The organism is Paenalcaligenes hominis (assembly GCF_011927625.1).
In the GTDB taxonomy this organism is placed as follows: Bacteria; Pseudomonadota; Gammaproteobacteria; order Burkholderiales; family Burkholderiaceae_B; genus Paenalcaligenes; species Paenalcaligenes hominis.
Genome location: NZ_JAATIZ010000001.1, coordinates 462,787 through 487,145 on the forward strand (window position 1 = coordinate 462,787; position 24,359 = coordinate 487,145).

The window sequence follows — 24,359 nt, forward strand, 5'->3', positions numbered from 1 at the left end:
TTAGGCTTTTAATGCAGCCATAATGCGATTGCGTATTTCGTCTACAGAGCCAACGCCCTCGATACGAATGTATTTTGGTGCTTTGCTGTCTCCGGACGCAGCCCAGCTAGAGTAGTAATCCACTAGGGGGCGAGTTTGGTTTTGGTAAACGTCTAGACGATTGCGAACGGTTTCTTCTTTGTCATCATCACGTTGGATGAGGTCTTCGCCTGTGACATCGTCTTTGCCTTCCACTTTTGGTGGGTTGAAGACGACATGATAAGAACGACCACTTTCTGGGTGAACACGACGGCCACTGATACGCTCAATAATTTGATCGGCTGGAACGTCAATTTCAATAACGTAATCCAATGCCACATTGGCATCTTTCAGTGCATCGGCTTGAGGGATTGTGCGTGGAAAACCATCGAACAAATACCCGCTTTCGCAATCGGATTGAGTTAAGCGGTCTTGTACTAAGCCGATGATGAGCTCATCAGAGACCAGTTGACCGGCGTCCATCACTTGTTTTGCTTCGACTCCTAGGGGAGTTTGTGCCTTAACGGCTGCGCGCAACATGTCACCGGTGGAAATTTGGGGAATGCCAAATTCTTCGATGATATAAGCGGCTTGGGTGCCTTTTCCTGCCCCGGGAGGGCCCAATAAAATCAGGCGCATGATGTGATTCTCCTGTATACCTGTAAAAATAAATTTAGCCTATCGAATTGGAACCCAGGAATGCACTCTGACGGTGTTTTTTAGGCTCGAATTGAATAGGCAAAACCTCGTTTATAACCGATTTTTAAATAATTCGCGTACCTTATCCAAATCTGCCGGGGTGTCGACGCCTAATGCAGGGGCATTGGGGGTGACATGAACGCTAATCGCGTAACCGTTTTCTAGGGCACGCAACTGCTCGAGAGACTCGAAGAGCTCGAGAGGACCGCGCGGTAGGTTTGGAAATTGGCGCAAAAACGAAACGCGGTAAGCGTAAATGCCAATATGATGCAAGGGCGTCAGACCTTGGGCCAGCGTATTGGGGTGTTGTTGTAGTGCGTCGCGAGCCCATGGAATAGGGGCTCGAGAAAAATACAGGGCTTGTCCACTAAGACTGCAGACAACTTTGACACTATTAGGGTCAAAAAACGCTGTACTGGACGTGTACGGCGTGGCAACGGTGGCAATAGCCGAGCTGGGCTTCTGATGCAGTTCATCGGCAACGGCTTTGATCAGTTCGGGGCGAATAAGCGGCTCGTCGCCTTGGATATTAACGATAATTTCATGATCGTCTAGGCCTAATAGCTCAACGGCCTCAGCTAGCCGGTCAGTGCCCGTGGGGTGATCGGCGCGAGTGATGAGAGAATGAAACCCGTAGGGTTCTACTGCCTGCACCACCTTGATGCTATCGGTGGCCACATAAATGGCTTTGGCTTCCGTTTTTTTTACTTGTTCGGCAGTGCGTACGATCATGGGTTTGCCCATGATATCGGCCAAGGGCTTGTTAGGCAGACGCGTCGAAGCCAAACGCGCCGGAATAATAGCAGTAAAAGACATGGTTATTTTTCAGCCAACGGCGTGGCTTCATTTTCCAGCATGATAGGAATGCCATCACGGATGGGGTAAGCCAGTTTGTCTTTTTGACAAATAAGCTGGTCGTTTTTACGCTCGAGTTTGCCTTTGCAAAGTGGGCATACCAGCACGTCTAATAAGTTGGAATCCATAGTGTTTCTCTAGTGAGGGGTTGTGTTGGCGATGTGTTGCAGTTGTTGACCCACGGCATCTAACCACGATGCCGGTGTAAATTGGGGCTCAACATGGACTACCCAAACACGTGAGTCTGTCTTTTGGCTACATTTTACGGCATCTTTGGCCGTAATTAGTAGAAAATCCGCCTTTAGTTGACTAAAGATGGAGGCCGGAATCTGTCCGTGGTCAGGAAAGGCCAGTTCTTGATCCAGTTGTAGGTCAGAATTTTTCAGCATTTGAAAAAAACGTTGCGGCTGACCGATGGCTGCCAGAGCGGCACCGCGTTGCGTCCGATGCTGTTTCAGCCAGGCCGGTGCCTCAATACGTTGACCTGTACTGAGCTGTTCAAAAACGGCAGGAACAAGCTGCATATGCACTGAACGATCAGCCTTAGCTGGGATAGGGGTGTAAGGCAAAGGACTATTCGCTACCGTCTGAGTGATTAACCAATCTGCTTGCGTAAGCCGTTCTGGTGGCTCGCGTAATGGGCCTGCCGGTAACACCAGCCCATTTCCCACGCCGCGTTGATCCTGCACCACAATTTCAATATCTCTAATCAGAGCCTGATGCTGTAAACCATCGTCTGCAATGATGACGTTTACCTCGGGGTAGTACTGCATCAGTGCCTGCACCGCTTGAACCCGTTTAGGATGGACGGCAATAGGCGCACCACTTTGTTCAGCCAGTAAGCTGGGCTCATCGCCATAACGCATAGCGTCCAGTTGACCTTGACCTACGCGGGCGGCACCAGCAATAGTGACTCCATAACCCCGACTGACAATACCTGGGGTCCAACCGTGTTGTTGTAGATAACGGCACAGAGCCAGCACCACGGGGGTTTTGCCGGCCCCGCCGATAATAATATTACCCACCACAATAATAGGTGGGCGTTGACGGGGGAGGGGGTGGCGTGGTTGCTGGCGTTTATGATAAATATATAACGCACTAAGCCCGCTTAAAGGGCGAAGCAGCCAGCTAAATAGCCCCCGCTTCATCCATTGCCGATGCAACCACTGTTCTAGATAGGCGCGCGCACTCATTCTTGGGTGGCGAAACTAATTTTTTCGAATTGCGCCGAACGGGCTGCTTCGAGGGCGTGAATCACAGAGGAATGGCGCGCATTGGCATCAGCGTAGATTAACAAAGCGGTTTTATCTTGTAGAGCCAGCAAGGCTTCGGCAACGCTATTGTCGGATTGACTCAAAAAACGCCCATCTAACGCATATTGTCCATCTTGACTAATCGCAAGCACATGGCTTTCTGTGGACAAAGTTTGAGAAGAGCTGCTGGGCAAGTTAACCGGTATTTCCTGTACGCGTGAAAAGGTAGTGGTGGCGGTAATAAAAATTAGCACTACCAGCAAAATATCAATCAAAGGGATAAAGTCCACTGCAATATCATCGGTGGAGTGATGACGTCGGCGTCTGAAGTTCATTGCATTTGATCTATAAAGCGATTAAAGCGACCGGCTTCGACCTCAAGGCTATTGAGCAAGTAGTCAGTGCGCGAGCGGTAATAGCGATGAAAAATAAGCGCAGGCACAGCAATCATAATGCCAAAGCCCGTGTTGTAGAGGGCCATGGCAATACCATTAGCCAGCAAAGCGGGGTCGCTGCCTTGGGGAGAGTACGCGGCAAAAATTTCAATCATACCGACCACCGTACCAAACAACCCCAATAATGGGGCAATAACAGCGACCGTGCCCAAAGCGGGCAAGTACCGGTTAAGTTGAAAGTGAATCTGTGAACCGGCTTCCTCTGCGGCTTGGCGGCGTATGAACTCGGGCTCATTGCGGTGTTCAAGCAAGCTGGCATACAGCTGACCTAGGGCGCTGTTTCGACGCAGGCGTTGCAATTGTTCGGGTACGATGTCGCGGTGCTTGGCGAGCTCGTAGGCTTGATCGCGCAGTGTCAGATTAAGCACTTTGGCACTGCGTAAACTAAAAGCTCGCTCTATAATAAGAGCCAACCCAATCACCGAACACAGTAATAAAAACCAAATGGGCCACCCTGCGGCCTGAATAATGCTCAGCACAAGCGATTCCTTTCTTTAGTCAAAGATAGCCACTATTTTAAGGGAAAACCTACGGCTGTATAGAGGCTTTAGGTGTTATCCACAGATTGTGTGGATAACCCAATCTGAAAACAGAGCAAAGCCGCATTACAACGGCACAAGGCTAGGTTGTATAGGTTTTGCTCATTTTATGGCGGAGGTCTGAAGTGTATTCTAGCGCTAACTCATCCCAAAACACGTTAACCGTCACCCAGTTAAACCGGCAAGTAGCACAATTGCTTGACCAGCATATCGGGCGTGTGTGGGTCGAGGGCGAGATCTCAAACTTTACCCAAGCCGCTTCAGGCCATTGGTATTTCACCATTAAAGACGAACGCGCGGCGGTAAAAGCAGTGATGTTTCGAGGGCGTGCCGTGCGCGTAGGCTTTATGCCTAAAACAGGCGAGAAATATCGCTTTTATGCTGCCGTGTCCATGTACGAGCCACGCGGCGATTTTCAATTGCAAGTTGATAGCATGGAGCGAGCAGGGCTTGGCGATTTACATGCCGAGTTCGAGCGCATTAAAGCTAAGCTTAATGCAGAAGGCCTGTTTGATGTGGGGCAACGCTTGCCTTTAATCGCGACGCCAAAACGAATTGGCGTCGTCACCTCGTTAGCTGCTGCGGCATTGCGTGATGTGCTTACCACCATGCAGCGTCGAGCCCCCCATGTCGAGGTCTATGTGTATCCGGCAGCTGTCCAAGGGGCAGACGCCGCCGAACAGCTATGCATTGCGTTGGGCCAGGCCATTGCGGATCAGGCTGTACAAACCATTTTGCTTGTGCGAGGAGGTGGCACTTTGGAAGACCTCTGGAGCTTTAACGACGAGCGCTTAGCCCGCCTGATTCATGCCAGTCCAATTCCTGTGATTAGCGGCGTAGGCCACGAAACAGACTTTACGATTGCTGATTTTGTGGCCGATGTACGTGCCCCTACACCCACGGCCGCCGCCGAGCTCAGTTGTCAAAGCTGGCAACAAAGTAACGCCGATTTGTTAGGGGTATTACGCCGTTTAGCTCAGGCCCAAGCTAGAATCATAGACAGAGCAAGCTTGCGTTTAGATCACACGGCGGGGCGGTTACAGTCACCCCAGCAACGTCTGGCTCATATGCGCCAACAGTGGCAAAATACAGTACAGCGTTTATCCAGAACGTTGTCAGTGCAATCGCATCAACAGCAGTTGCAGCATGTGCGTCACCGTTTGGGTCGTGTTCGGCCCCAAACTCAACCCGCACAGCAAAGGCTGCAGGCTTTGCAAGCCCGCTTGCTACAATCCATGCAGCAGCAACGTCATACCCAGCGCCATCGCTTGGCACAGGCCCAGCATACCTTGCAGGCGCTTAACCCAAGCGCGGTGCTCGAGCGTGGTTATGCTATTGTACGTAACCAGCATGGGGTTATTATTAAACGCTCCCACGATACACATATTGATGAGTCTTTAGATGTGCAGTTGGCTCAAGGTCACCTGCATGTTAAGTTAAAACAAAAGCACGATTTGCTTTAAACAATAACGCTATTTAGCACAACTTAGAAGGAACTAAACATGGCTTTTACCCTTCCTGAATTACCTTACGCGCTCGACGCCTTGGCACCTCATATCTCCAAAGAGACACTCGAGTACCACTACGGTAAACATCACCAAACTTACGTAACCAACTTGAATAACCTAATCGAAGGCACAGACATGGCCAACGATAGCCTCGAAGACATCGTAAAGAAATCTTCGGGTGGCGTATTCAACAATGCGGCCCAAGTCTGGAACCACACGTTCTACTGGAACAGCTTGTCTCCTAACGGCGGTGGCGAGCCCACAGGTCCTTTAGCTGATGCCATCAACGCCAAATGGGGCAGCTTTGACAACTTCAAAGCCGAATTCAACAAATCTGCCGCTGGCAACTTTGGTTCTGGCTGGACTTGGTTGGTAAAGAAAGCAGACGGTTCGGTTGATATCGTAAACACCAGCAATGCCAACACACCACTCACCACCGATGACGTGGCCTTGTTGACCTGTGATGTCTGGGAACACGCTTACTACATCGACACACGCAACTCCCGTCCTCAGTACCTAGAAAACTTCTGGGCAGTAGCCAACTGGGATTTTGCCAGCAAAAACTTTGCCTAAGACCTAACACCTAGTGTGTCGGTTTATAGCCCTGCTTTTTAGCAGGGCTTTTTCTTAACCTAGGGAAAGTGCTTAGGGCAAATATGCCCATAAGCTGGACACTTCGCTGATATTCTGTGAAATGATACTGTATAAGCTTAAAATACAATTAATTTGAATCATATTATTTCTGGAGACGTTATGAGCGAGGCGTATATTTGCGATGGTTTGCGAACCCCTTTTGGTCGTTATGGGGGCAGCTTAGCCCACGTACGGGCAGATGATCTAGGTGCTGTCCCTCTGCGTGCCCTGATGGAACGCTACCCCAATGCCGATTGGGCTCAAGTGGATGATGTACTGTATGGCTGTGCAAACCAAGCCGGTGAAGACAACCGCAACGTTGCCCGCATGTCCTCGTTATTAGCTGGCCTGCCTATTGATGTGCCTGGCATGACGATTAACCGCTTGTGTGGTTCTGGCATTGATGCCATTGGCTCAGCGGCACGCGCGATTCGTGCGGGCGATGCCGAGCTCATGCTTGCCGGGGGCGTAGAAAGCATGAGCCGTGCGCCTTTTGTAATGCCTAAAGCGACTGCCGCTTTTAGTCGTGATAATGCCGTGTACGACACTACCATTGGATGGCGTTTTATTAATCCACTACTTAAAGCGCAGTATGGCGTAGATTCCATGCCAGAAACGGCTGAAAACGTGGCGGACCAATTCCAAATTTCTCGTGCTGACCAAGATCTTTTTGCTTTGCGTAGTCAACAGCGCACTGCCGCCGCGCAAGCCGCCGGCATCTTAGCCGAGGAAATTACGCCAGTATTTGTACCGCAACGTCGTGGTGACCCGCTACGGGTAGACGTGGACGAGCACCCCCGCGAAACCACACTAGACGCTTTAACAAAATTGCGCGCTTTTGTACGTGCTGATGGCACCATTACCGCAGGCAATGCATCGGGAGTAAACGATGGCGCAGCTGCGCTAGTGCTGGCTTCCGAGGCCGCAGCTAAAAGGCACGGTTTTACACCTAAAGCGCGTGTAGTTGCTATGGTCAATGCAGGGGTAGAGCCACGTATTATGGGTATTGGTCCCGAGCCAGCCACGCGTAAACTCCTAAAATTAACCGGTTTAACGCTTGATCAAATCGATGTGATTGAACTGAACGAAGCGTTTGCCTCACAGGGTTTAGCCGTCTTACGTGGCTTGGGTCTTGCGGATGACGACCCACGCGTCAACATCAATGGGGGCGCCATTGCTTTGGGGCACCCTCTGGGTGCTAGCGGTGCCCGCATTGTGCTTGCGGCAGTTAATCAACTGCAGCGCAGTGGGGGGCGCTATGCCTTGTGCACCATGTGTATAGGGGTGGGGCAAGGCATTGCGATTTTATTAGAGCGTGTCTAATCCACATTGTCTGTCATGGTATATATAGGCTCCTATTTTAGGAGCCTTTTTTATCCATGCCACCGTAACGCCTCGGCCTTCAGGCTGGCGGTGTCAGGCGGTGATTCATTATGAGAAGTTAAAGGCTTGAGGGGTTATCAAGGCGTTAAACCATGAATTTGATCACCTGCTTGGGCTTTACCATCAAACCATCCCTGTTCCATCTCTAATGCGTAACGAACCGGCTCAGTAGGGCAGTGGGTGTCTAACTGCTGAGCTTGCATGGATTCGATATTAGTAATAATGCCCTTGTCTGTAATAAAGGCAATGCTAAGATTAAGGGGGGTGTTCTTCATCCAGAAACACGGCATGGCGGGTTGCTCAAACACAAATAGCATCCCACTGTCAGGCGCGAGCTGTTCTCTGAACATTAAACCTTGGGCACGCGTTTCATCATCTGCAGCTATTTCCGCATAGATAGCATAATAATTTAGTTCTAAATTAATTATTTTTTTGCTGTCATTTGCAAAACTATCGGCTACAGTGAATAAAATAGACAACGAAAGTAGGAAATAAAAAACAGGGCTATATCGCCCTGTAAATAAATGTATCATTATGTTTTGTTTTTCGTAAGAGGCGTTAGGCTGAAGTGATATTCAACGCTTGTTGACCTTTCGGACCTTGTGCTACCTCGTAAAGGACTTTCTGGCCTTCTTTTAGGGTTTTGAAACCATTCATCTGAATGGACGAGAAATGTGCAAATAGGTCTTCTCCACCTTGGTCAGGGGTAATGAACCCAAAGCCCTTGGCATCGTTGAACCACTTAACTGTACCGGATAATTTAGGGCTGTCCCCGCTAGTGAGAATTGTATCAGACATACTAACTGCCTCTTAACGAATTTAAAAAAACGAAATTTAGATAATTTCTAATTAATCCAATTAAATGCCGTTGTATTATTAACGGCAAGGACTAAACATATGATGCTAAATTTAGTCTAAACCAGTCAACTATGGAAATTACCTAGTATTTAGTTATGAGTTTAAATATCACAATTAATAAAGATGAGTTAAAAGAAGAGCTAAAAACTGAAATTAAACCCCCACCTTTATTTCAGGTGATTATGCTTAATGACGATTTCACTACGATGGAATTTGTTGTTAAGGTACTAATGGGCATATTTCATAAAAGTGCGGACGAGGCGGAACGCATTATGCTGACGATTCATTATCAGGGCCGAGGTATCTGCGGGGTCTACCCAAAAGACATCGCCCAGACACGGATTCAGCAGGTGCATTTGCTGGCCCAAGCCGAGCAGCATCCTTTAAAGTGTATTATGGAACCTGTGCCAGATGCATGAAAGTAGTGTTATTTTTAGGTTAAGGCCTTTAAATATTCGTATTTGGCACTATTATAGAAGTTACTAAAACCTTATTTACCGTGAAGGAGGATGCATGATCTCCGAAGAATTAGAAGTCAGTCTACACATGGCCTTTGTAGAGGCACGTGCCGCTCGCCATGAATTTATCACGGTAGAGCACTTGCTGTTGTCCTTACTAGACAATGCGGCGGCAGCCGATGTGCTTCGCGCTTGTGCGGTCGACATTCCTGTCCTGCGCCAACATCTACGTAAGTTTATTGCCGACAACACGCCTGTGGTCGAAGGTTCAGAAGACGTTGATACGCAACCCACTTTAGGTTTCCAGCGTGTTATTCAACGCGCTATTATGCATGTGTCCTCTAGCTCCACCACGAAAACAGAGGTAACGGGTGCTCACGTGTTGGTGGCTATGTACGGCGAAAAAGACTCACACGCTATCTACTACTTACATCAACAAGGTGTCACCCGTTTAGACGTGGTGAATTACTTATCGCATGGCATTGCTAAAAATGCATCGCATCAACCTATGGCGCAAAAATCAGAGGCTCCTTCTGAGCAGCCCCAAGGTGCGGCGCAGTCGGCTCCAGGGGCATCAGACCAGAAGTCTCCGCTAGATCAGTACACTAGCAACCTCAATGCATTGGCGCAACAAGGTCGCATCGATCCTCTTATTGGTCGTGACAAGGAAATCGAACGTGTCATACAGGTTCTATGTCGTCGGCGCAAAAACAATCCATTACTGGTCGGCGAGGCCGGCGTAGGTAAAACCGCGATTGCCGAGGGGTTAGCGCTACGCATTGTGAATAAACAGGTCCCCGAGATTCTGCAAAACACGGTGGTGTATGCGCTCGATATGGGTGCGCTATTAGCCGGCACAAAATACCGTGGCGATTTTGAACAGCGTCTAAAGGCTGTGCTCAAAGACCTAAACCGTAATCCCGGTGCGGTTTTATTTATTGATGAAATTCACACCTTAATTGGTGCAGGTTCAGCTTCAGGTGGCGCATTGGATGCCTCTAATCTGCTCAAGCCAGCTTTGTCGTCGGGGCAATTAAAATGCTTAGGGGCGACCACTTATACCGAATTCCGCGGTATTTTTGAAAAAGACCAAGCCTTATCCCGTCGCTTTCAAAAAGTCGATGTGGCCGAACCTACCGTCGAGGAAACCATTCAAATCCTACGTGGTTTGAAACCCTATTTCGAAGAGCATCACGGTGTACGTTACACGCAGTCAGCCTTAACCGCGGCGGCCGAGTTATCCGCACGCCATATTGGCGATCGTTTTCTACCCGATAAAGCCATTGACGTCATCGACGAGGCCGGCGCGGCTCAACGCTTGTTGCCTGTGTCACGCCAAAAGAAAACCATCAGTAAAACCGACATTCAGGCCATTGTCGCTCAAATCGCGCGTATACCACCGCAAAATGTCTCTTCTGATGACCGCAACAAGCTTGCCACACTGGAACGCGATCTCAATACAGTGGTCTTTGGGCAATCCAAAGCCATCGAAGCCTTGGCTGCGGCCATTAAAATGACGCGCTCGGGTCTAGGTCGTCCTGACAAGCCCATTGGGTCATTCCTGTTTTCTGGGCCAACCGGTGTGGGTAAAACCGAAGTCGCTCGTCAGTTGGCCTATGTATTAGGGGTCGAGCTATTGCGTTTCGATATGTCCGAGTACATGGAGCGTCACACCGTGTCGCGTCTCATTGGTGCGCCTCCTGGGTATGTGGGCTTTGACCAAGGCGGTTTGTTAACGGAAGCCGTTACCAAACAGCCGCATTGTGTGCTGCTGCTCGATGAAATTGAAAAAGCCCACCCCGATGTCTATAACATCCTGCTTCAGGTCATGGATCATGGCACCTTAACCGATAACAATGGCCGCAAGGCAGATTTCCGCAATGTTATCATTATCATGACCACCAATGCCGGTGCCGAGGCCCTCAGTAAAAACTCCATTGGCTTTGCAAACAAACGCGAAACCGGAGACGAAATGGAGGCTATCAAGCGTTTATTTACGCCCGAGTTCCGTAATCGTCTTGATGCCATTATTCCTTTCGCGCCCTTGTCACGCGACATTATTTTGCGTGTTGTCGACAAGTTCTTGCTTCAGCTCGAGCAGCAGTTGCACGAGAAGCGTGTGGACATTAGCTTTACTGATGCGGTTCGCGAGCATTTAGCCGCTCAAGGCTTTGATCCGCAAATGGGGGCACGACCTATGCATCGTCTTATCCAAGACACCATTCGTCGGGCATTGGCTGATGAGCTCTTGTTTGGTCGCCTAACAAACGGCGGAATGGTAACGGTAGATCTCGATACCGATAAAAATGTGGTTTTGGTGTTTGACGACAAGGACTCTGGCAACAAAGCCAGTGGTCAACCTGAACCTCAGCACCCCGAAGCCGAACTCATTGATTAATACCCATTACCCCATGAAAAAGCCCAACACGACTGGTTGGGCTTTTTTTATCAAATCGCGCGGAAAACCCCGCCGTTAGGGCGGAGATGAATAGCGCGGACGCGCTAGCGTCTTCATATCCGCTTGGCGTCTGTTGTTGCTCAATGTCTTGTCGGACGATCTCGATAGGCGCACCGCCACAACTTCCGGCAAAGTAGCTCGGCGACCAGAGAGCACCGCCCCATAGTTTGTTGTGAATACTCGGATGCTTCTTTTTGCGAATCATCCAGCACGTCTTTTGTGAACACACCACGGCGGTACTTTGTCACAAAGACCAAGTGAACGTGCATGTTAAAAACACAGTGTCTACCGCGTCGAATGCCGTTGTTTTTCTCCCTAGGCCACGTATCATTGTTAGTATGAAACGACGTCAAGCCCAACGGTGCTCAGCGACGCGATATGCGCCGCTTTGCTGGTGCGTGTCGTTTCGTGTTCAATAGGGCGTTGGCATGGCAAAAAGACCGTTATGCCGCCGACAGCACGACGAAATTCAGCTATACCGTTCTGGCTAATTTCCTGCCCGTTTGGAAGAAGGATAAGGAAACAGAGTGGCTGAAACACTCGCCAAGTCAATGTTTGCAGCAAGCGCTTAAAGACCTAGAACGTGCCTATAAAAACTTCTTTGCCAAACGCGCCGCTTTTCCCCGCTTCAAGAAAAAAGGCCAGTCAGACCGTTTCCGCTACCCGCAAGGCTGCCAACTCGATCAGGAAAACAGCCGTATCTTTCTGCCGAAACTGGGCTGGGTACGCTACCGCAACAGTCGCGAGGTACTGGGCACGGTGAAAAACGTCACCGTAAGTCATAAGGCAGGCAAATGGTTCATCAGCATCCAGACCGAACGTGACGTCGAGCAACCGGTTCCGCAAGGCACGTCAGCGGTTGGCATCGATATGGGTGTGGCACGGTTTGCCACGCTATCGGACGGCACGTACTATGCACCGCTCAACCGTTTCAAGCGGCACGAAACCGCCCTGCGTAAAGCGCAGCAAGCAGTAAGCCGCAAAATCAAATTCAGCCACAACTGGAAAAAGGCAAAAGCCCGCGTCCAGCGTATTCACTCCCGCATCGGCAACGCCCGCCGCGACTACCTGCATAAAGCCACGACCACAATCAGCCAAAACCACGCGATGGTGTGTATCGAGGATTTAAAGGTAAGCCACATGAGCCAGTCGGCAGCAGGCACCACCGAGCAACCGGGGCGAAACGTTCGGGCTAAGTCCGGTCTGAATAAAGCCATCTTGGATCAAGGGTGGTTCGAGTTCCGCCGTCAGCTAGAGTACAAACTGGCGTGGGTAGGAGGTTGGCTTGTGGCTGTGCCCCCGCATTACACCAGTCAGACTTGCCCTGAGTGTGGGCATTGCAGTCAATCAAATCGCCCTACGCAAGCGCAATTTGTGTGCGTAGCATGTGGCGTTAAGGAAAACGCCGATGTGGTTGGTGCGATCAATGTATTAAGGGCGGGACACGCCCAGTTCGCCTGTGAAGTGAGCGGTGCAGTCAGGCCGCCAGCAGCAGGAACCCACCGAAGCGACTCTGGGACGGCTCAACGCCTCCCTTGAGTGCCGTAGGAATCCCCGGCCTTTAGGCGGGGGAGGATGTCAAGCCAGAGGCACTTTAGTTTTTGCCGGTGCTGCCAAACCCACCTGTGCCACGGGCCGAGGCGGTTTCAAACTCATCAACTAAATGGAACTCGGGTTGCATAACAGGTACCACCACCAGTTGTGCAATGCGATCCATAGGCTGAATAGTAAAACTTTCTGTGCCGCGATTCCACACGGACACCATCAAGGGGCCTTGGTAGTCAGAGTCAATTAGGCCGACTAAATTCCCTAAGACAATGCCATGTTTGTGCCCTAAACCAGATCGAGGTAATACCATTGCAGCGTAATTAGGGTCTGCTAAATGCATAGCTAAACCGGTAGGAATGAAATGGGTAGCGCCTGGGGCCAACTCTAGGGGAGCGTCAATACAGGCGCGTAAGTCCAGGCCAGCCGAGCCTGGGGTCGCATAGGCAGGCAGCGCTTCAATACGCGCATCCAAAATTTTAACGGCAATGCTTTTCATAGGTAAGGCTTAAAAGGTTAGGAATGAAGTTGGCGCGCAATGTATTGCACGAGGTGTTGGGCGGCTTCTTGTTTGCTTTGAGGGGCCCATTGTTCATGGCCTTGCTCGTGTACCAATAGCAGCTCGGTATCGTCTTTGTCCATGGCAACTTGAGCTAAGTTTGCTACTAACAGAGGCACTGCTTTGCGCACACGTTTTGCTTCGGCAAATGCTAATAGGTTTTCTGTTTCCGCAGCAAAGCCAACACAATAAGGGCGTACGGACGTATCCATAGCCGCTACCCCCGCTAAAATATCTGGATTCGGTGCAAATTCCAACGCGGGAGCTTGTTGGTTAGCGTCTTTTTTGAATTTGTTCGTACTGGCATTACTGACGTACCAGTCTGCAACGGCGGCAACGCTAATGAAGACATCGGCATGGGGCGCTAGGCCCATGACGGTCGCTTGCATTTCACGTGCGCTTTCGACGCTGATTCGTTTGACCCCGTAGGGGCTATCGAGCTTGACAGGGCCAGACACTAAGTGCACATCGGCACCTGCTTGAAAGGCTGCTTCGGCAATGGCATACCCCATTTTGCCTGAAGAACGATTGGTAATGGTACGGATGGGGTCAATCGGTTCCGAGGTAGGGCCGGCCGTAATGAGCACTTTTTTACCCGCTAGTGTTTTGGGCTCAAAAAAGGCAATGGTTTCTGCCAAAAGTTGATGCGGTTCTAGCATGCGTCCATCGCCGATTTCACCACACGCTTGGTCACCACTGCCTGGGCCAATAATATGCACGCCATCCGCTTGGAGCTGAGCTAGGTTGCGTTGCGTGGCGGGGTGCGCCCACATTTCTTTGTTCATGGCAGGAGCCACAATTAATGGGCAATGGCCACGCGCTATGCAAAGCGTGCTTAACAAGTCATCGGCTACACCTTGAGCCAGCTTAGCGATAAAATTCGTGCTGGCTGGGGCGATAATAATGGCATCGGCTTCACGACTAAGATGGATGTGCGCCATGTTATCGGTGCTGCTGTTATCCCAGAGGTCGGTATGAACAGGGCGACCAGAAAGGGCTTTAAAGGTAATAGGTGTAATGAACTGTTGCGCACCAGCGGTCATGACCACATCGAACTGCGCGCCTTGGTCTTGGGCACGACGTAAGAACTCGGCACTTTTATAACAGGCAATGCCACCCGTCAAGCCAAGTATTAACCGTTTATGAGCTAAGCGTTGCATACTATTCCTTTGTCTTTTTGTGTTTTCTGATACGCAGTATTTCGTCTACGATCAGCAAAATAGCCCCGCATGTGATGCCGATATCCGCTAGGTTAAAGGCTGGGAAATAGGCGTCTCGCCAATAAAACAGTAAAAAGTCAATGACATGCGAATGCAGCAAACGATCAATGACATTGCCAATAGCACCACCCAGAATCAGACTTAACGATGCACAAAAGAGTTTTTGCTCGGGGTGCTTGCGAAGCAAATGCACAATTAGCACCGTAGCAATAGCCGCAATGCCTGTAAAAAACCAACGTTGCCAGCCCGAGCCATCGGCTAGAAAACTAAAGGCTGCGCCAGGGTTATAGAGCAAAGTCAGGTCAAAAAACGGCAACACAGCCAAACGCTCTGCGTACGCAAAGTGTTGTTCTGCCAGTTGTTTGGTGATCTGATCAAATACCACAATACCCAAAGCAATTAAGAGCCAATAAATAAAGCCCCCTCGCTGGGGAGAGGAGGCTTTATGTGTGGCAGACGACGGACTATGCATGCTCACGGACTTCGCCTGTGCCTTCGAGGTTACTGATACAACGACCACATAAAGAGGGGTGCTGTTCATTAGTGCCTACGTCACTGCTGTGATGCCAGCAACGGTCACATTTTTCAGCCTCGGTGGGGGTGACTTCAATACGCAGTTCATCACCACTGTGTAAGGTGGCGCGTGATACTAACAAGGCAAAGCGTAAATCGTCGGCCAACTGTGCCAATAAGGCATAGTCTTCGCCTTGTGCATAGATATCAACTTCGGCAGCTAGAGAAGAGCCAATTTTGCCCGCACTACGAACCAATTCGATCTGACGCATGACTTCAGCGCGAATTTCACGGATACGTTCCCACTGTGCCATCAGTGGCGCATTGTCGCGAGCCAACGGAATGGTGTGGAAGGTTTCTGTAAAAATCGTTAAGGGTTGTGCTTTACCTAGGTAAAGGTCTTTCCACGCCTCTTCGGCAGTAAAAGACAAAATAGGGGCCATTAGCTTTAATAGCGCGCGCGTAATGTGGTAGAGCGCCGTTTGAGCAGAGCGACGGGCATAGCTATCGGGCTTGGTGGTGTAGAGACGATCTTTAAGAATGTCTAAGTAAAACGCACCTAAGTCCTCGGAGCAGAAGGTTTGCAAGCGCGACACAATAGGATGGAACTCGTAGTTCATGTAGTGCTCTAGCGCTTGTTCTTGCATTTGTGCCGTCATGCCTAAGGCATAGCGATCAATTTCAAGCAAGCGGTCGATAGGTATTGCATTTTTTTCAATATCAAAATCGGCAATATTGCCCAGCAAGAATTTAAGCGTATTGCGAATACGACGATACGCCTCGACCACACGTTTTAGAATTTCATCGGAAATGGAAAGCTCGCCTGAGTAGTCTGTTGCAGCGGTCCAGAGGCGTAGGATTTCTGCACCTAAGGTGTCTGCAATGGTTTGAGGAACGATGACGTTCCCCACGGACTTGCTCATCTTGCGCCCTTTGCCATCGACCACAAAACCGTGCGTTAGCAGGGCTTTGTAAGGAGCGCGGCCATACATCATACAGCCAGTTAAAAGCGAGGAGTGAAACCAACCACGGTGTTGATCAGAGCCTTCGAGGTATAAGTCGGCTGGCCAAGTTAATTCGGACGCGTGAGAGCCTTTAATGCCCGGATCGTTATCGCCGCCTAATACGGTGGCGTGGGTGGTGCCAGAGTCAAACCAGACGTCGAGTGTATCGGTGTTTTTCTCGTACTGATCGGCCTCGGAGCCCAGTAAATCGGCAGGCTCGATGGTTTGCCAGGCTTCGATGCCTTCTTTTTCAATGCGTTGAGCAATGAGCTCAATGAGCTCAGGAGTGCGTGGATGCAGTTCGCCCGTTTCTTTGTGAACAAAGAAAGCCATGGGCACGCCCCATTGACGTTGACGCGATAAGGTCCAATCGGGACGGTTGGCAATCATGGCGTGCAACCGTGCGCGACCCCATGAGGGATAGAACTGCGTGTTATCGACGGCTTCTAGAGCCATCTCGCGCAAGCTACGACCTGTGCTGTTGTCGATATCCATGCCAGCAAACCACTGGCTGGTAGCCCGGTAAATAATCGGAGTTTTATGACGCCAACAGTGCATGTAGCTGTGCTGGAATTGAACGGCCTTGAGCAGGGTACCGGCCTCGTCTAGTGCTTTTACAATCGTGGGATTGGCTTTAAAAATAAATTGCCCGCCAAATAAGGGTAAGGATTCCGCGTAAACCCCGTTGCCCAACACCGGCTTTAGAATGTTATCGTCTTTTAAGCCGTGTGATTTGCAGGAGATAAAGTCCTCGACCCCATAAGCAGGGGCGGAGTGCACCACACCTGTACCCGAATCCAGCGTGACATAGTCGGCTAAATACACCGGTGAAACCCGCTGATAGCCCGCGTCGGCTTGGGCTAAAGGATGGGTAAAGCCTACGTGTTCGAGGTTTTCACCTAAAGTCGTAGCAAGGATCTGGCCGCTTAACCCCCATTCCTCGAGGCATTTTTCAACTAAGTCTTTAGCTAGAATTAAGGTGCTGCCAGTGGCGCGTGGTTGATCAAGCTGAACGAGCGCGTATTCAAATTCAGGGTGTACGTTGAGCGCTTGGTTGGCTGGAATGGTCCATGGGGTAGTGGTCCAGATAACGATAGCGCCGTCTGCGACATCGGTCACACCAAACGCCGCAGCCACTTTGGCTTTGTCAGCAAAGGGAAAGGCCACGTGGATGGAAGGGTCAGTGCGATCCGCGTACTCGACTTCGGCTTCGGCTAGGGCTGAGCCACAATCAAAACACCAGTTCACAGGCTTTAAGCCACGGAAGACAAAGCCTTTTTCTAAGATGCGCCCCAGCACACGTAGCTCGTCGGCTTCGTTACTGTAGTTCATGGTGAGGTATGGGTTATTCCACTCGCCAAGCACGCCTAAACGAATAAAGTCTTTACGTTGGCTGTCAATTTGCTCGGAGGCATAGGCGCGGGCTTTGGCTTGTACCTCTTTAACGGGCAGGTTTTTGCCGTAAAGTTTTTCAATTTGGACTTCGATGGGCATACCATGGCAATCCCAGCCAGGGACATACTGAGCATCAAAACCCGCCATGGTGCGGCTTTTTACAATAATGTCTTTGAGTATTTTGTTGACTGCGTGGCCAATGTGAATCGACCCGTTTGCATACGGAGGGCCATCATGCAAAACAAATTTTGGACGACCTGCGCTGGCTGCACGAATGGCAGCGTAAACGTTGTTTTCTTGCCAGTCTTGAACCCAAGCGGGCTCGCGTTTAGGCAGGTTACCGCGCATTGGAAAAGGGGATTCGGGTAGGTTTAATGTGTTTTTATAGTCCATGGGAGGCAAAATACTCACGAGCGCTGCGGGCATCATTATCGATGGCAGCCATCATTGTCTGAAGATCAGGAAATTTTTCTTCGTTTCGAACGAAATGGAGAAACTCAACCTTAACTAGTTTACCGTAAGCGTTTACGTCACGGTCCAAAAGATGCACCTCAAGTAGTAAACGTCCAGCATCTACTACAGTAGGTCGCACCCCTAGGCTTGCTACGCCAGCCATTGGCTGATCAGCTAAACCATGTAATTTTACTATATATACGCCAGTACGCGCGGCGCAGCGGGGAGGTACCGCTAGGTTGAGAGTCGGGTAGCCAATAGTACGGCCCAGTTTTTGGCCGTGGATTACATGGCCACTAATGCAATACCTGTAGCCTAGATGGGCATGAGCTGCGGCTAAGTTACCTTGGGCAAGCGCCGTGCGTACATCAGAGCTGGAAATGCGTTGACCCACGGGATCCACCACATCTTCGATACTTTCAACCACAAACCCATGCTGGCGACCAGCGGCTTTAAGCTGCTCAACATTGCCTTGGCGTTTATGACCAAATTTAAAATCTTCGCCGATCAGTAACCATTGCACCCGCAAACCTTTGATAAGCAGCTCTTCAATAAAGTGTTGGGGGCTAAGGGTGGCAAAGGCGTGATTAAAGCGCTGCAAAATAATTTGTTGTGCACCGTGCTCTGCGAGCTTTTGCAATTTATCTCTTAGGGGATTGATCTGAGCAGGGTACAATTCAGGGCGTTGCGCTCGCTCAGCAAAAAAAGCACGCGGATGAGGGCTAAAGGTCATGACGCTGGGCACCAAATCGCGGCGTTGGGCTTCTTTTTGTAGACGATGCAAAATGGCTTGGTGGCCAAGGTGCACGCCATCAAAATTACCAATAGTGAGTGCAGTGGCAGCGCTAGAGTTATAGCGAGGCAAGTTGCGATAGATGGAAAAAGTAGGTTTCACGGGCAAAACAAATTTGTCTTTGAAAAACGTTGGAGCAAAAGTTGACGGACTCAAATAAAAAATGCCGCATAGTCATTCTGATATCGGGACGCGGCTCTACTATGCAATCTATAGTAGAAACCATAAAAAATAAACAGCTAAATGCTGAAGTAGTAGCAGTGATTGCAAACAAAGCCGAAGCCCAAGGGATTCAGTGGGCTGAGCAATATGGGTTGTCTACCCATGTGCTCGAGCACAAGCAATTTGCAAATCGCCAACAGTTTGATGCACAGTTAGCCACTGTTATTCATGAATACCGTCCAGACTATGTGTTATTAGCTGGTTTTATGCGTATACTCACACCCGAGTTTGTAGCGCAATTTGAGGATCGGTTAATTAATATCCATCCCTCGTTATTGCCTTTATTTCCGGGGCTCAACACCCACCAGCAGGCTATCGATGCCGGGCTGCAATGGCACGGTTGTACCGTACACTTTGTCACCGCTGTCTTAGACCATGGCCCTATTATCGCCCAAGGTATAGTGCCTGTACACCATGATGACGATGCCAGTCAATTAGCAAGACGCTTATTAGATATAGAGCATCGCGTTTATAATGAAGTGATTCAGTGGTTAATTGATGGCCGAGTGCAACGACTTGACGATGGTAGGGTTCAGGTACTCGGTGTCTCTCATCGCGCCTTCGCGCTTTAATATTTTTCAATTTTTGGTTTATGTCTACTCAACGTTCCCCACGTAAAAAAACGGCGCCGACGCGCCAAAAAAGCACACAAAAATACAGCCCTGCCTCAATGATTGCTCGACGCATTGACCAGGTCGCCGAGGTATTGGGCCAAGTGCTACAGTGGGAGCACCCCGCCGATGCCGTGCTTTCCCAATGGATGCGCAAGCAAAAAAACATGGGAGGGCGCGATCGAGCCGAGGTCACTAATGCCGTGTTTGATGTGTTGCGTCATTTACGTCGTTACCGTTATTTGGCTGAAAGCGGGGTGGGTTCAGGCAGCCGACGTTTGGCTATTTTGGGCTTAATCAATACCTGGGATAAAGACGTACGCGAGGCGTTGGATGCAGGCGAACAAAGCTGGATCGAGCATGTGATTACCCTAGATGGTATGGAAATGCCGTTTGCACAACGCTACAGCCTGCCCGATTGGTTAGCCCAACAAATTTTATCTATGCCGGATTCCGAGGCCTTGGCTGCAGCGCTGAATACCGAGGCCCCGCTCGATTTACGCGTTAATCCATTAAAAGCCGAGCGCGACACAGTGTTAGCCCAGCTCTCCGAAGGGGAAATGGCACGCTTTAAACCCAAAGCAACGGCGTATTCTCCATGGGGCATTCGCTTGCGTGGTCGTCCTTTTGTGGCAAATTGGCCTCAGTTTGAAAAAGGTGAAATTGAGGTTCAAGACGAAGGCAGTCAGCTTTTAGCCGCTTTAGTTGCACCTAAACGTGGCGAAATGATTATTGATTTTTGTGCTGGCGCCGGGGGAAAAACATTATTAATTGGCGCGTTGATGCGTTCCACAGGTCGGTTGTATGCGTTTGATACCTCTGCTAGTCGCTTGGCGCGTGCTAAACCGCGCTTTGCACGCAGCGGTTTATCGAATATAGTACCTGTAGTCATTACCGAAACCAATGATACGCGCATCAAGCGCTTACACGGCAAAGCACAACGCGTCCTTGTTGATGCACCGTGCAGTGGTACGGGCACACTGCGTCGTAATCCAGACATTAAATGGCGTTTTCACGCACCCAATATTGACCATTATGTGCAAATACAACGTGAAATTCTCGAACGTGCTGCAAAATGTGTCGCGCCCGGGGGCCGTTTAGTTTATGCTACTTGTAGTGTGTTGCCCCAAGAGAACCAAGAACAAATTACTTGGTTTTTGCAACACCATCCCCACTTTGAGCTTATGGAAGTTAATCCTATAATAGCTCCACGTAGTCCTGACCTCACTATGGCAGGGCCTTACTTAGAACTCCGCCCAGACTATCATCATACTGATGGTTTCTTTGCGGCCGTATTACAGCGAAAAACAGACACAGTTTGACTTAACGCAAAGACTGTTTTTTCAGCACGCGCTTAAACTGTATGGCTGTATTTCTTTAGTTGTAATTGACTCACATGGTTTATCCATAATAGGTCTATGCAAAATATTCTTCATTTTCTAGCCGACGGGCTATTGCAGTGGTCATGGTGGCAGGTAGTTCTGTTCACCCTAGTGGTCACGCACATTACTATTATTTCGGTAACGTTGTTTTTACATCGTAGCCAAGCCCACCGAGGCCTTGACTTGCATCCTGCTGTGATGCATTTCTTTCGCTTTTGGCTTTGGCTTACCACGGGCATGATCACCAAGGAATGGGTTGCCATTCACCGCAAACACCATGCGCGTTGCGAACGCGAAGGCGATCCTCATTCTCCAGTGGTTTTTGGTCTAGGCATGGTTTTCTTCCGTGGTGCTGAGCTCTATCGCGAGGAAGCCAAAAACGAGGAAACCCTCAAGCGCTTTGGTCATGGTACGCCCGACGACTGGATGGAACGCAATGTGTACTCGCGCCACAATTTCCTGGGCATTTTAATTATGCTGGGTATTGATGTGGCCCTGTTTGGGTTAGTAGGTCTAGCCGTTTGGGCCGTGCAAATGGCCTGGATTCCTTTCTGGGCGGCCGGGGTTGTTAACGGCATTGGCCATGCGTTGGGATACCGCAATTTTGCTAGCCCTGATACCAGTACGAATGTGTTTCCATGGGGCATTATTATTGGGGGCGAAGAGCTTCACAATAACCACCACGCCTATGGAACGTCCGCTAAATTTTCTAGCAAATGGTACGAGTTTGACTTGGGTTGGGTTTATATCAGCATCTTGCGCTTTTTCAAGTTGGCTCATGTAAAAAAAGTAGCGCCTAAGCTGCGCCTAGAGCCAGCGAATAAAGCCGCGTCAGCCGATATCGGTCTAGATACACTTCAGGGGGTCATTACCCACCGCTATGAAATTCTAGCGCGCTATGCTGACGTCATTCGCCAAACCGCTACCGAAGAAATCGTCCGTCTTAAAAACAAAGACGACCACGGCAAGTTGTCCCTCTTAAGACGCTGCGGCGACTGGATTGGTCGTGGTGATCAAGTTCTCAACGAAGAGCAACGCGCCCAGTTACAAAAAGTGCTCGAGGACGAGGGCAAGCTTTCTACAGTAGTACAAATGCAGGTCGAGCTATCCCGTCTATGGGAAAGTTCCAGCGCGACCAGCGATCAGCTTTTGACCGACTTACGCGCTTGGGTGCATCGTGCCCAGCAAAGTGGAATTGATAGCCTAGAGCAGTTCGCTTTGCGTCTGCGTCGTTACGCAGCATGATCCAGAGCTTAAATCCAGAACAAGCTCAAGCCGTTACCCAGCCCGCCCACCACACGCTAATTCTAGCGGGGGCGGGAAGCGGTAAAACCCGAGTGCTCACCACGCGTATGGCGTGGTTGATGCAGCAGGGCATTAGCCCTTATGCGCTCTTAGCTGTTACATTTACCAATAAAGCCGCACGCGAGATGCTGATGCGGCTTAATTCATTATTACCTATCGATACACGTGGCATGTGGGTGGGTACGTTTCACGGTCTCTGTAATCGTTTATTGCGCTTGCATCACCAAGACGCCGGGTTGGTACAAAGCTTTCAAATTTTAGACAGTGCAGACCAATTAGCCGCCATCCGGCGCTTGATTAAAGCTAATGGTATTGATGACGAAAAGTTCGTACCGCGCGATGTGCAACGTTTTATTAATGCACAAAAAGAAAAAGGCTTACGTCCCGATCGCATTGAGGCCTTTGATCCGCATACTCGACGTCTAGTCGAAATTTACGAGCTGTATCAGCAGCAGTGCGAACGCGAAGGGGTGGTGGATTTTGCCGAGCTCCTGTTACGGGCCTACGAGCTCCTGCAGCATAACGTTCCATTGCGTCAGCATTACCAGCAACGTTTTGCGCATATATTGATTGATGAGTTCCAAGACACTAACCCATTGCAATATGCGTGGCTTACCTTATTAGCTGGCGATCACGCCGCCATGTTTGCGGTGGGGGATGACGATCAATCCATCTATGCGTTTCGAGGTGCTGATATCAGCAATATGAAATGCTTTGAGCGGGATTACGCCAAAGGCAATGTGGTGCGCCTAGAGCAAAATTATCGTTCTAGCGGCCATATCTTAGATGCCGCTAATGCGCTCATTGCTAACAATGCTGACCGGTTAGGAAAAAAGCTTTGGACTGACTCAGGCCAAGGCGAGGCAGTACGCATCGTAGAAAAAGCCTCGGATACCCTCGAAGGGCAATGGGTAGTCGAGGAAATTCGGGCCTTGTTACGCGATGGCTATCCTCATGACGAGATCGCCGTGCTGTACCGCAGTAACGCCCAGTCGCGAGTCATTGAGCATCAGCTTTTTAGTTCGGCAGTCCCTTACAAGGTATACGGTGGACAACGTTTCTTTGAACGCCAAGAGGTCAAACATGTTTTGGCCTATTTGCGTTTAATTGACAACCCAAATGATGACACCTCGTGGCTACGGGTGGTGAACTTCCCCACCCGTGGTATTGGGGCACGTTCAATCGAGCAGTTGGGTGACTATGCGCGCCAATACGATTGCAGTTTGTACCGGTCTGTACCCTATATGACTGGTCGTGCCGGTACCAACTTGGGTAAATTTATCGAGCTCATCAACCACTTGGCCGCTCAGGCACAAATGCTGAGCTTACCCGAGCTGATCGAGCAAGTGGTGCACGACAGTGGTCTTCTTGAGCACTACAAGGCCGACCGCGAGGGCGCAGATCGCCTCGAGAACTTACAAGAGCTAGTTAACGCAGCGGCAATGTTTGTCACCGAAGAAGGCTTGGCTGACGAGGTGGCTGGGCGTATTCCGGTTACACCTGAAGCCAAGTCCATCGATGAAAATGGCAATGCTGTCTTGGCCGCTATGTCGCCACTGGCTGCTTTTTTATCGCATGCTTCACTCGAGGCCGGCGATAACCAAGCTCAAGCGGGTCAAGCCGCTGTTCAACTCATGACCATCCATGCCGCTAAAGGGCTCGAGTTTGATGCCGTGTTTGTGACAGGCCTAGAAGAAGGGCTTTTTCCTCACGAGAACAGTCTGGCAGAGCTAGACGGTCTCGAAGAAGAACGCCGTTTAATGTATGTGGCTCTCACTCGGGGCCGTAAGCGTGTCTATGTGACCTTGGCCCAAAGTCGTATGCTGCATGGGAAAACGCGCTATGCAACGCGCTCTCGTTTCTTAGATGAGCTGCCCGATGAAAACGTGAAATGGTTGACGCCACGTCAAGCCGCGCCGGTGGCAACCAGTTCATGGGTAGGTGGGTTCGGTCGAGGTGGTTCGTCTTGGGATAAAGCACGGGCACAGTATGGCTCCAGTGCGCCAGCTTCTAATGGCGGCATGGCTTCAACCGTAGCTAAAAGCGGTCTTATTGTAGGCGACCAGCATTTTCGTGTGGGTCAAGGTGTGCGCCACGCCAAGTTTGGCGATGGCACCGTATTGACCTTAAGCGGTAGCGGCAACGAGGCGCAGGCTCAGATTCATTTTCGTGATGCGGGCACAAAGACGTTGGCTTTGGGTATTGCTAAGCTCGACATCATAGCCGGCGGCTAAACGCTA

General features: G+C 50.1%; 23 protein-coding genes and 1 pseudogene. 10 read left to right on the forward strand and 14 right to left on the reverse strand.

Going from position 1 to position 24,359, the window contains the following annotated elements:
- The 6 genes from adk to GGR41_RS02140 all read right to left on the reverse strand — a co-directional run bounded on the left by adk (position 1) and on the right by GGR41_RS02140 (position 3,759).
- Positions 1-657, reverse strand: coding sequence for an adenylate kinase (adk, locus tag GGR41_RS02115; protein ID WP_167660432.1), 657 nt, complete (start codon positions 655-657; stop codon positions 1-3).
- Between the two features lie 111 nt (positions 658-768).
- The gene (kdsB, locus tag GGR41_RS02120; RefSeq protein ID WP_167660433.1) at positions 769-1,533 is read right to left on the reverse strand and encodes a 3-deoxy-manno-octulosonate cytidylyltransferase; all 765 of its coding nucleotides are present in this window, start codon (positions 1,531-1,533) and stop codon (positions 769-771) included.
- A gap of 2 nt (positions 1,534-1,535) precedes the next feature.
- The gene (locus GGR41_RS02125) at positions 1,536-1,700 is read right to left on the reverse strand and encodes a Trm112 family protein (RefSeq protein ID WP_077733382.1); all 165 of its coding nucleotides are present in this window, start codon (positions 1,698-1,700) and stop codon (positions 1,536-1,538) included.
- Between the two features lie 9 nt (positions 1,701-1,709).
- Positions 1,710-2,765 carry a tetraacyldisaccharide 4'-kinase gene (gene lpxK / locus GGR41_RS02130; protein ID WP_167660434.1) on the reverse strand — a complete coding sequence of 352 codons (1,056 nt, stop codon included), beginning with the start codon at positions 2,763-2,765 and terminating at the stop codon, positions 1,710-1,712.
- Entirely contained in the window at positions 2,762-3,160 is a 399-nt protein-coding gene (locus tag GGR41_RS02135; protein ID WP_077733380.1) for an ExbD/TolR family protein, read from the reverse strand. Before GGR41_RS02135 ends, lpxK begins: the two co-directional genes overlap by 4 nt.
- The gene (locus tag GGR41_RS02140; protein WP_167660435.1) at positions 3,157-3,759 is read right to left on the reverse strand and encodes a MotA/TolQ/ExbB proton channel family protein; all 603 of its coding nucleotides are present in this window, start codon (positions 3,757-3,759) and stop codon (positions 3,157-3,159) included. Before GGR41_RS02140 ends, GGR41_RS02135 begins: the two co-directional genes overlap by 4 nt.
- Positions 3,760-3,944: 185 nt before the next feature.
- Here GGR41_RS02140 and xseA point away from each other — a divergent pair, with 185 nt between their 5' ends.
- The 3 genes from xseA to pcaF all read left to right on the forward strand — a co-directional run bounded on the left by xseA (position 3,945) and on the right by pcaF (position 7,283).
- Complete coding sequence (xseA, locus tag GGR41_RS02145; protein WP_167660436.1) at positions 3,945-5,282, forward strand: exodeoxyribonuclease VII large subunit; 1,338 nt, start codon at positions 3,945-3,947, stop codon at positions 5,280-5,282.
- 39 nt (positions 5,283-5,321) lie between these two features.
- Entirely contained in the window at positions 5,322-5,900 is a 579-nt protein-coding gene (gene sodB / locus GGR41_RS02150; RefSeq protein WP_077733377.1) for a superoxide dismutase [Fe], read from the forward strand.
- A 180-nt stretch (positions 5,901-6,080) separates the two neighbouring features.
- Entirely contained in the window at positions 6,081-7,283 is a 1,203-nt protein-coding gene (gene pcaF, locus GGR41_RS02155) for a 3-oxoadipyl-CoA thiolase (RefSeq protein WP_167660437.1), read from the forward strand.
- A gap of 137 nt (positions 7,284-7,420) precedes the next feature.
- Here pcaF and GGR41_RS02160 read toward each other — a convergent pair whose 3' ends face one another.
- Positions 7,421-7,822, reverse strand: coding sequence for a DUF192 domain-containing protein (locus GGR41_RS02160; protein WP_244951418.1), 402 nt, complete (start codon positions 7,820-7,822; stop codon positions 7,421-7,423).
- 79 nt (positions 7,823-7,901) lie between these two features.
- Positions 7,902-8,141 (reverse strand): cold-shock protein, encoded by a 240-nt coding sequence (locus tag GGR41_RS02165; protein ID WP_167660439.1) that lies wholly within the window; start codon positions 8,139-8,141, stop codon positions 7,902-7,904.
- Between the two features lie 155 nt (positions 8,142-8,296).
- Between GGR41_RS02165 and clpS the strand changes: the two genes are divergently transcribed.
- Positions 8,297-8,620 carry an ATP-dependent Clp protease adapter ClpS gene (gene clpS, locus GGR41_RS02170; RefSeq protein WP_167660440.1) on the forward strand — a complete coding sequence of 108 codons (324 nt, stop codon included), beginning with the start codon at positions 8,297-8,299 and terminating at the stop codon, positions 8,618-8,620.
- Between the two features lie 94 nt (positions 8,621-8,714).
- Positions 8,715-11,057, forward strand: coding sequence for an ATP-dependent Clp protease ATP-binding subunit ClpA (gene clpA, locus GGR41_RS02175; protein ID WP_167660441.1), 2,343 nt, complete (start codon positions 8,715-8,717; stop codon positions 11,055-11,057).
- 121 nt (positions 11,058-11,178) lie between these two features.
- Here the strand turns inward: clpA and GGR41_RS02180 are convergent.
- Positions 11,179-11,386, reverse strand: a pseudogene (locus GGR41_RS02180) (transposase); the annotation flags it as partial.
- Positions 11,387-11,495: 109 nt separating this feature from the next.
- Here GGR41_RS02180 and GGR41_RS02185 point away from each other — a divergent pair.
- Positions 11,496-12,656: an RNA-guided endonuclease InsQ/TnpB family protein gene (locus GGR41_RS02185; RefSeq protein ID WP_167660442.1), complete on the forward strand. Its 1,161-nt coding sequence runs from the start codon at positions 11,496-11,498 to the stop codon at positions 12,654-12,656.
- Positions 12,657-12,711: 55 nt separating this feature from the next.
- On the opposite strand, the gene dut is transcribed toward GGR41_RS02185, so the two are convergent.
- Genes dut through GGR41_RS02210 form a run of 5 tightly spaced genes read right to left on the reverse strand, consistent with a single transcriptional unit; the run spans position 12,712 to position 18,701 of the window.
- Positions 12,712-13,161 (reverse strand): dUTP diphosphatase, encoded by a 450-nt coding sequence (gene dut, locus GGR41_RS02190; protein ID WP_167660443.1) that lies wholly within the window; start codon positions 13,159-13,161, stop codon positions 12,712-12,714.
- Positions 13,162-13,178: 17 nt separating this feature from the next.
- The gene (gene coaBC, locus GGR41_RS02195) at positions 13,179-14,381 is read right to left on the reverse strand and encodes a bifunctional phosphopantothenoylcysteine decarboxylase/phosphopantothenate--cysteine ligase CoaBC (protein WP_167660444.1); all 1,203 of its coding nucleotides are present in this window, start codon (positions 14,379-14,381) and stop codon (positions 13,179-13,181) included.
- Position 14,382: 1 nt separating this feature from the next.
- Positions 14,383-14,913 carry a signal peptidase II gene (gene lspA, locus GGR41_RS02200; protein WP_167660766.1) on the reverse strand — a complete coding sequence of 177 codons (531 nt, stop codon included), beginning with the start codon at positions 14,911-14,913 and terminating at the stop codon, positions 14,383-14,385.
- Complete coding sequence (gene ileS, locus GGR41_RS02205) at positions 14,906-17,746, reverse strand: isoleucine--tRNA ligase (RefSeq protein ID WP_167660445.1); 2,841 nt, start codon at positions 17,744-17,746, stop codon at positions 14,906-14,908. The genes lspA and ileS overlap by 8 nt, the downstream gene beginning before the upstream one ends.
- Positions 17,736-18,701 carry a bifunctional riboflavin kinase/FAD synthetase gene (locus GGR41_RS02210; RefSeq protein WP_167660446.1) on the reverse strand — a complete coding sequence of 322 codons (966 nt, stop codon included), beginning with the start codon at positions 18,699-18,701 and terminating at the stop codon, positions 17,736-17,738. The genes ileS and GGR41_RS02210 overlap by 11 nt, the downstream gene beginning before the upstream one ends.
- A 41-nt stretch (positions 18,702-18,742) precedes the next feature.
- On the opposite strand from GGR41_RS02210, the gene purN reads away from it, so the two are divergent.
- From purN to GGR41_RS02230, 4 genes are all read left to right on the forward strand, one after another.
- The gene (purN, locus tag GGR41_RS02215; RefSeq protein WP_167660447.1) at positions 18,743-19,393 is read left to right on the forward strand and encodes a phosphoribosylglycinamide formyltransferase; all 651 of its coding nucleotides are present in this window, start codon (positions 18,743-18,745) and stop codon (positions 19,391-19,393) included.
- Between the two features lie 98 nt (positions 19,394-19,491).
- Positions 19,492-20,754 (forward strand): RsmB/NOP family class I SAM-dependent RNA methyltransferase, encoded by a 1,263-nt coding sequence (locus GGR41_RS02220; protein ID WP_167660767.1) that lies wholly within the window; start codon positions 19,492-19,494, stop codon positions 20,752-20,754.
- A 96-nt stretch (positions 20,755-20,850) separates the two neighbouring features.
- Positions 20,851-22,059 carry a DesA family fatty acid desaturase gene (locus GGR41_RS02225; protein WP_167660448.1) on the forward strand — a complete coding sequence of 403 codons (1,209 nt, stop codon included), beginning with the start codon at positions 20,851-20,853 and terminating at the stop codon, positions 22,057-22,059.
- Positions 22,056-24,353: a UvrD-helicase domain-containing protein gene (locus tag GGR41_RS02230; RefSeq protein WP_167660449.1), complete on the forward strand. Its 2,298-nt coding sequence runs from the start codon at positions 22,056-22,058 to the stop codon at positions 24,351-24,353. Before GGR41_RS02225 ends, GGR41_RS02230 begins: the two co-directional genes overlap by 4 nt.
- The last annotated feature ends 6 nt before the right edge of the window (positions 24,354-24,359 follow it).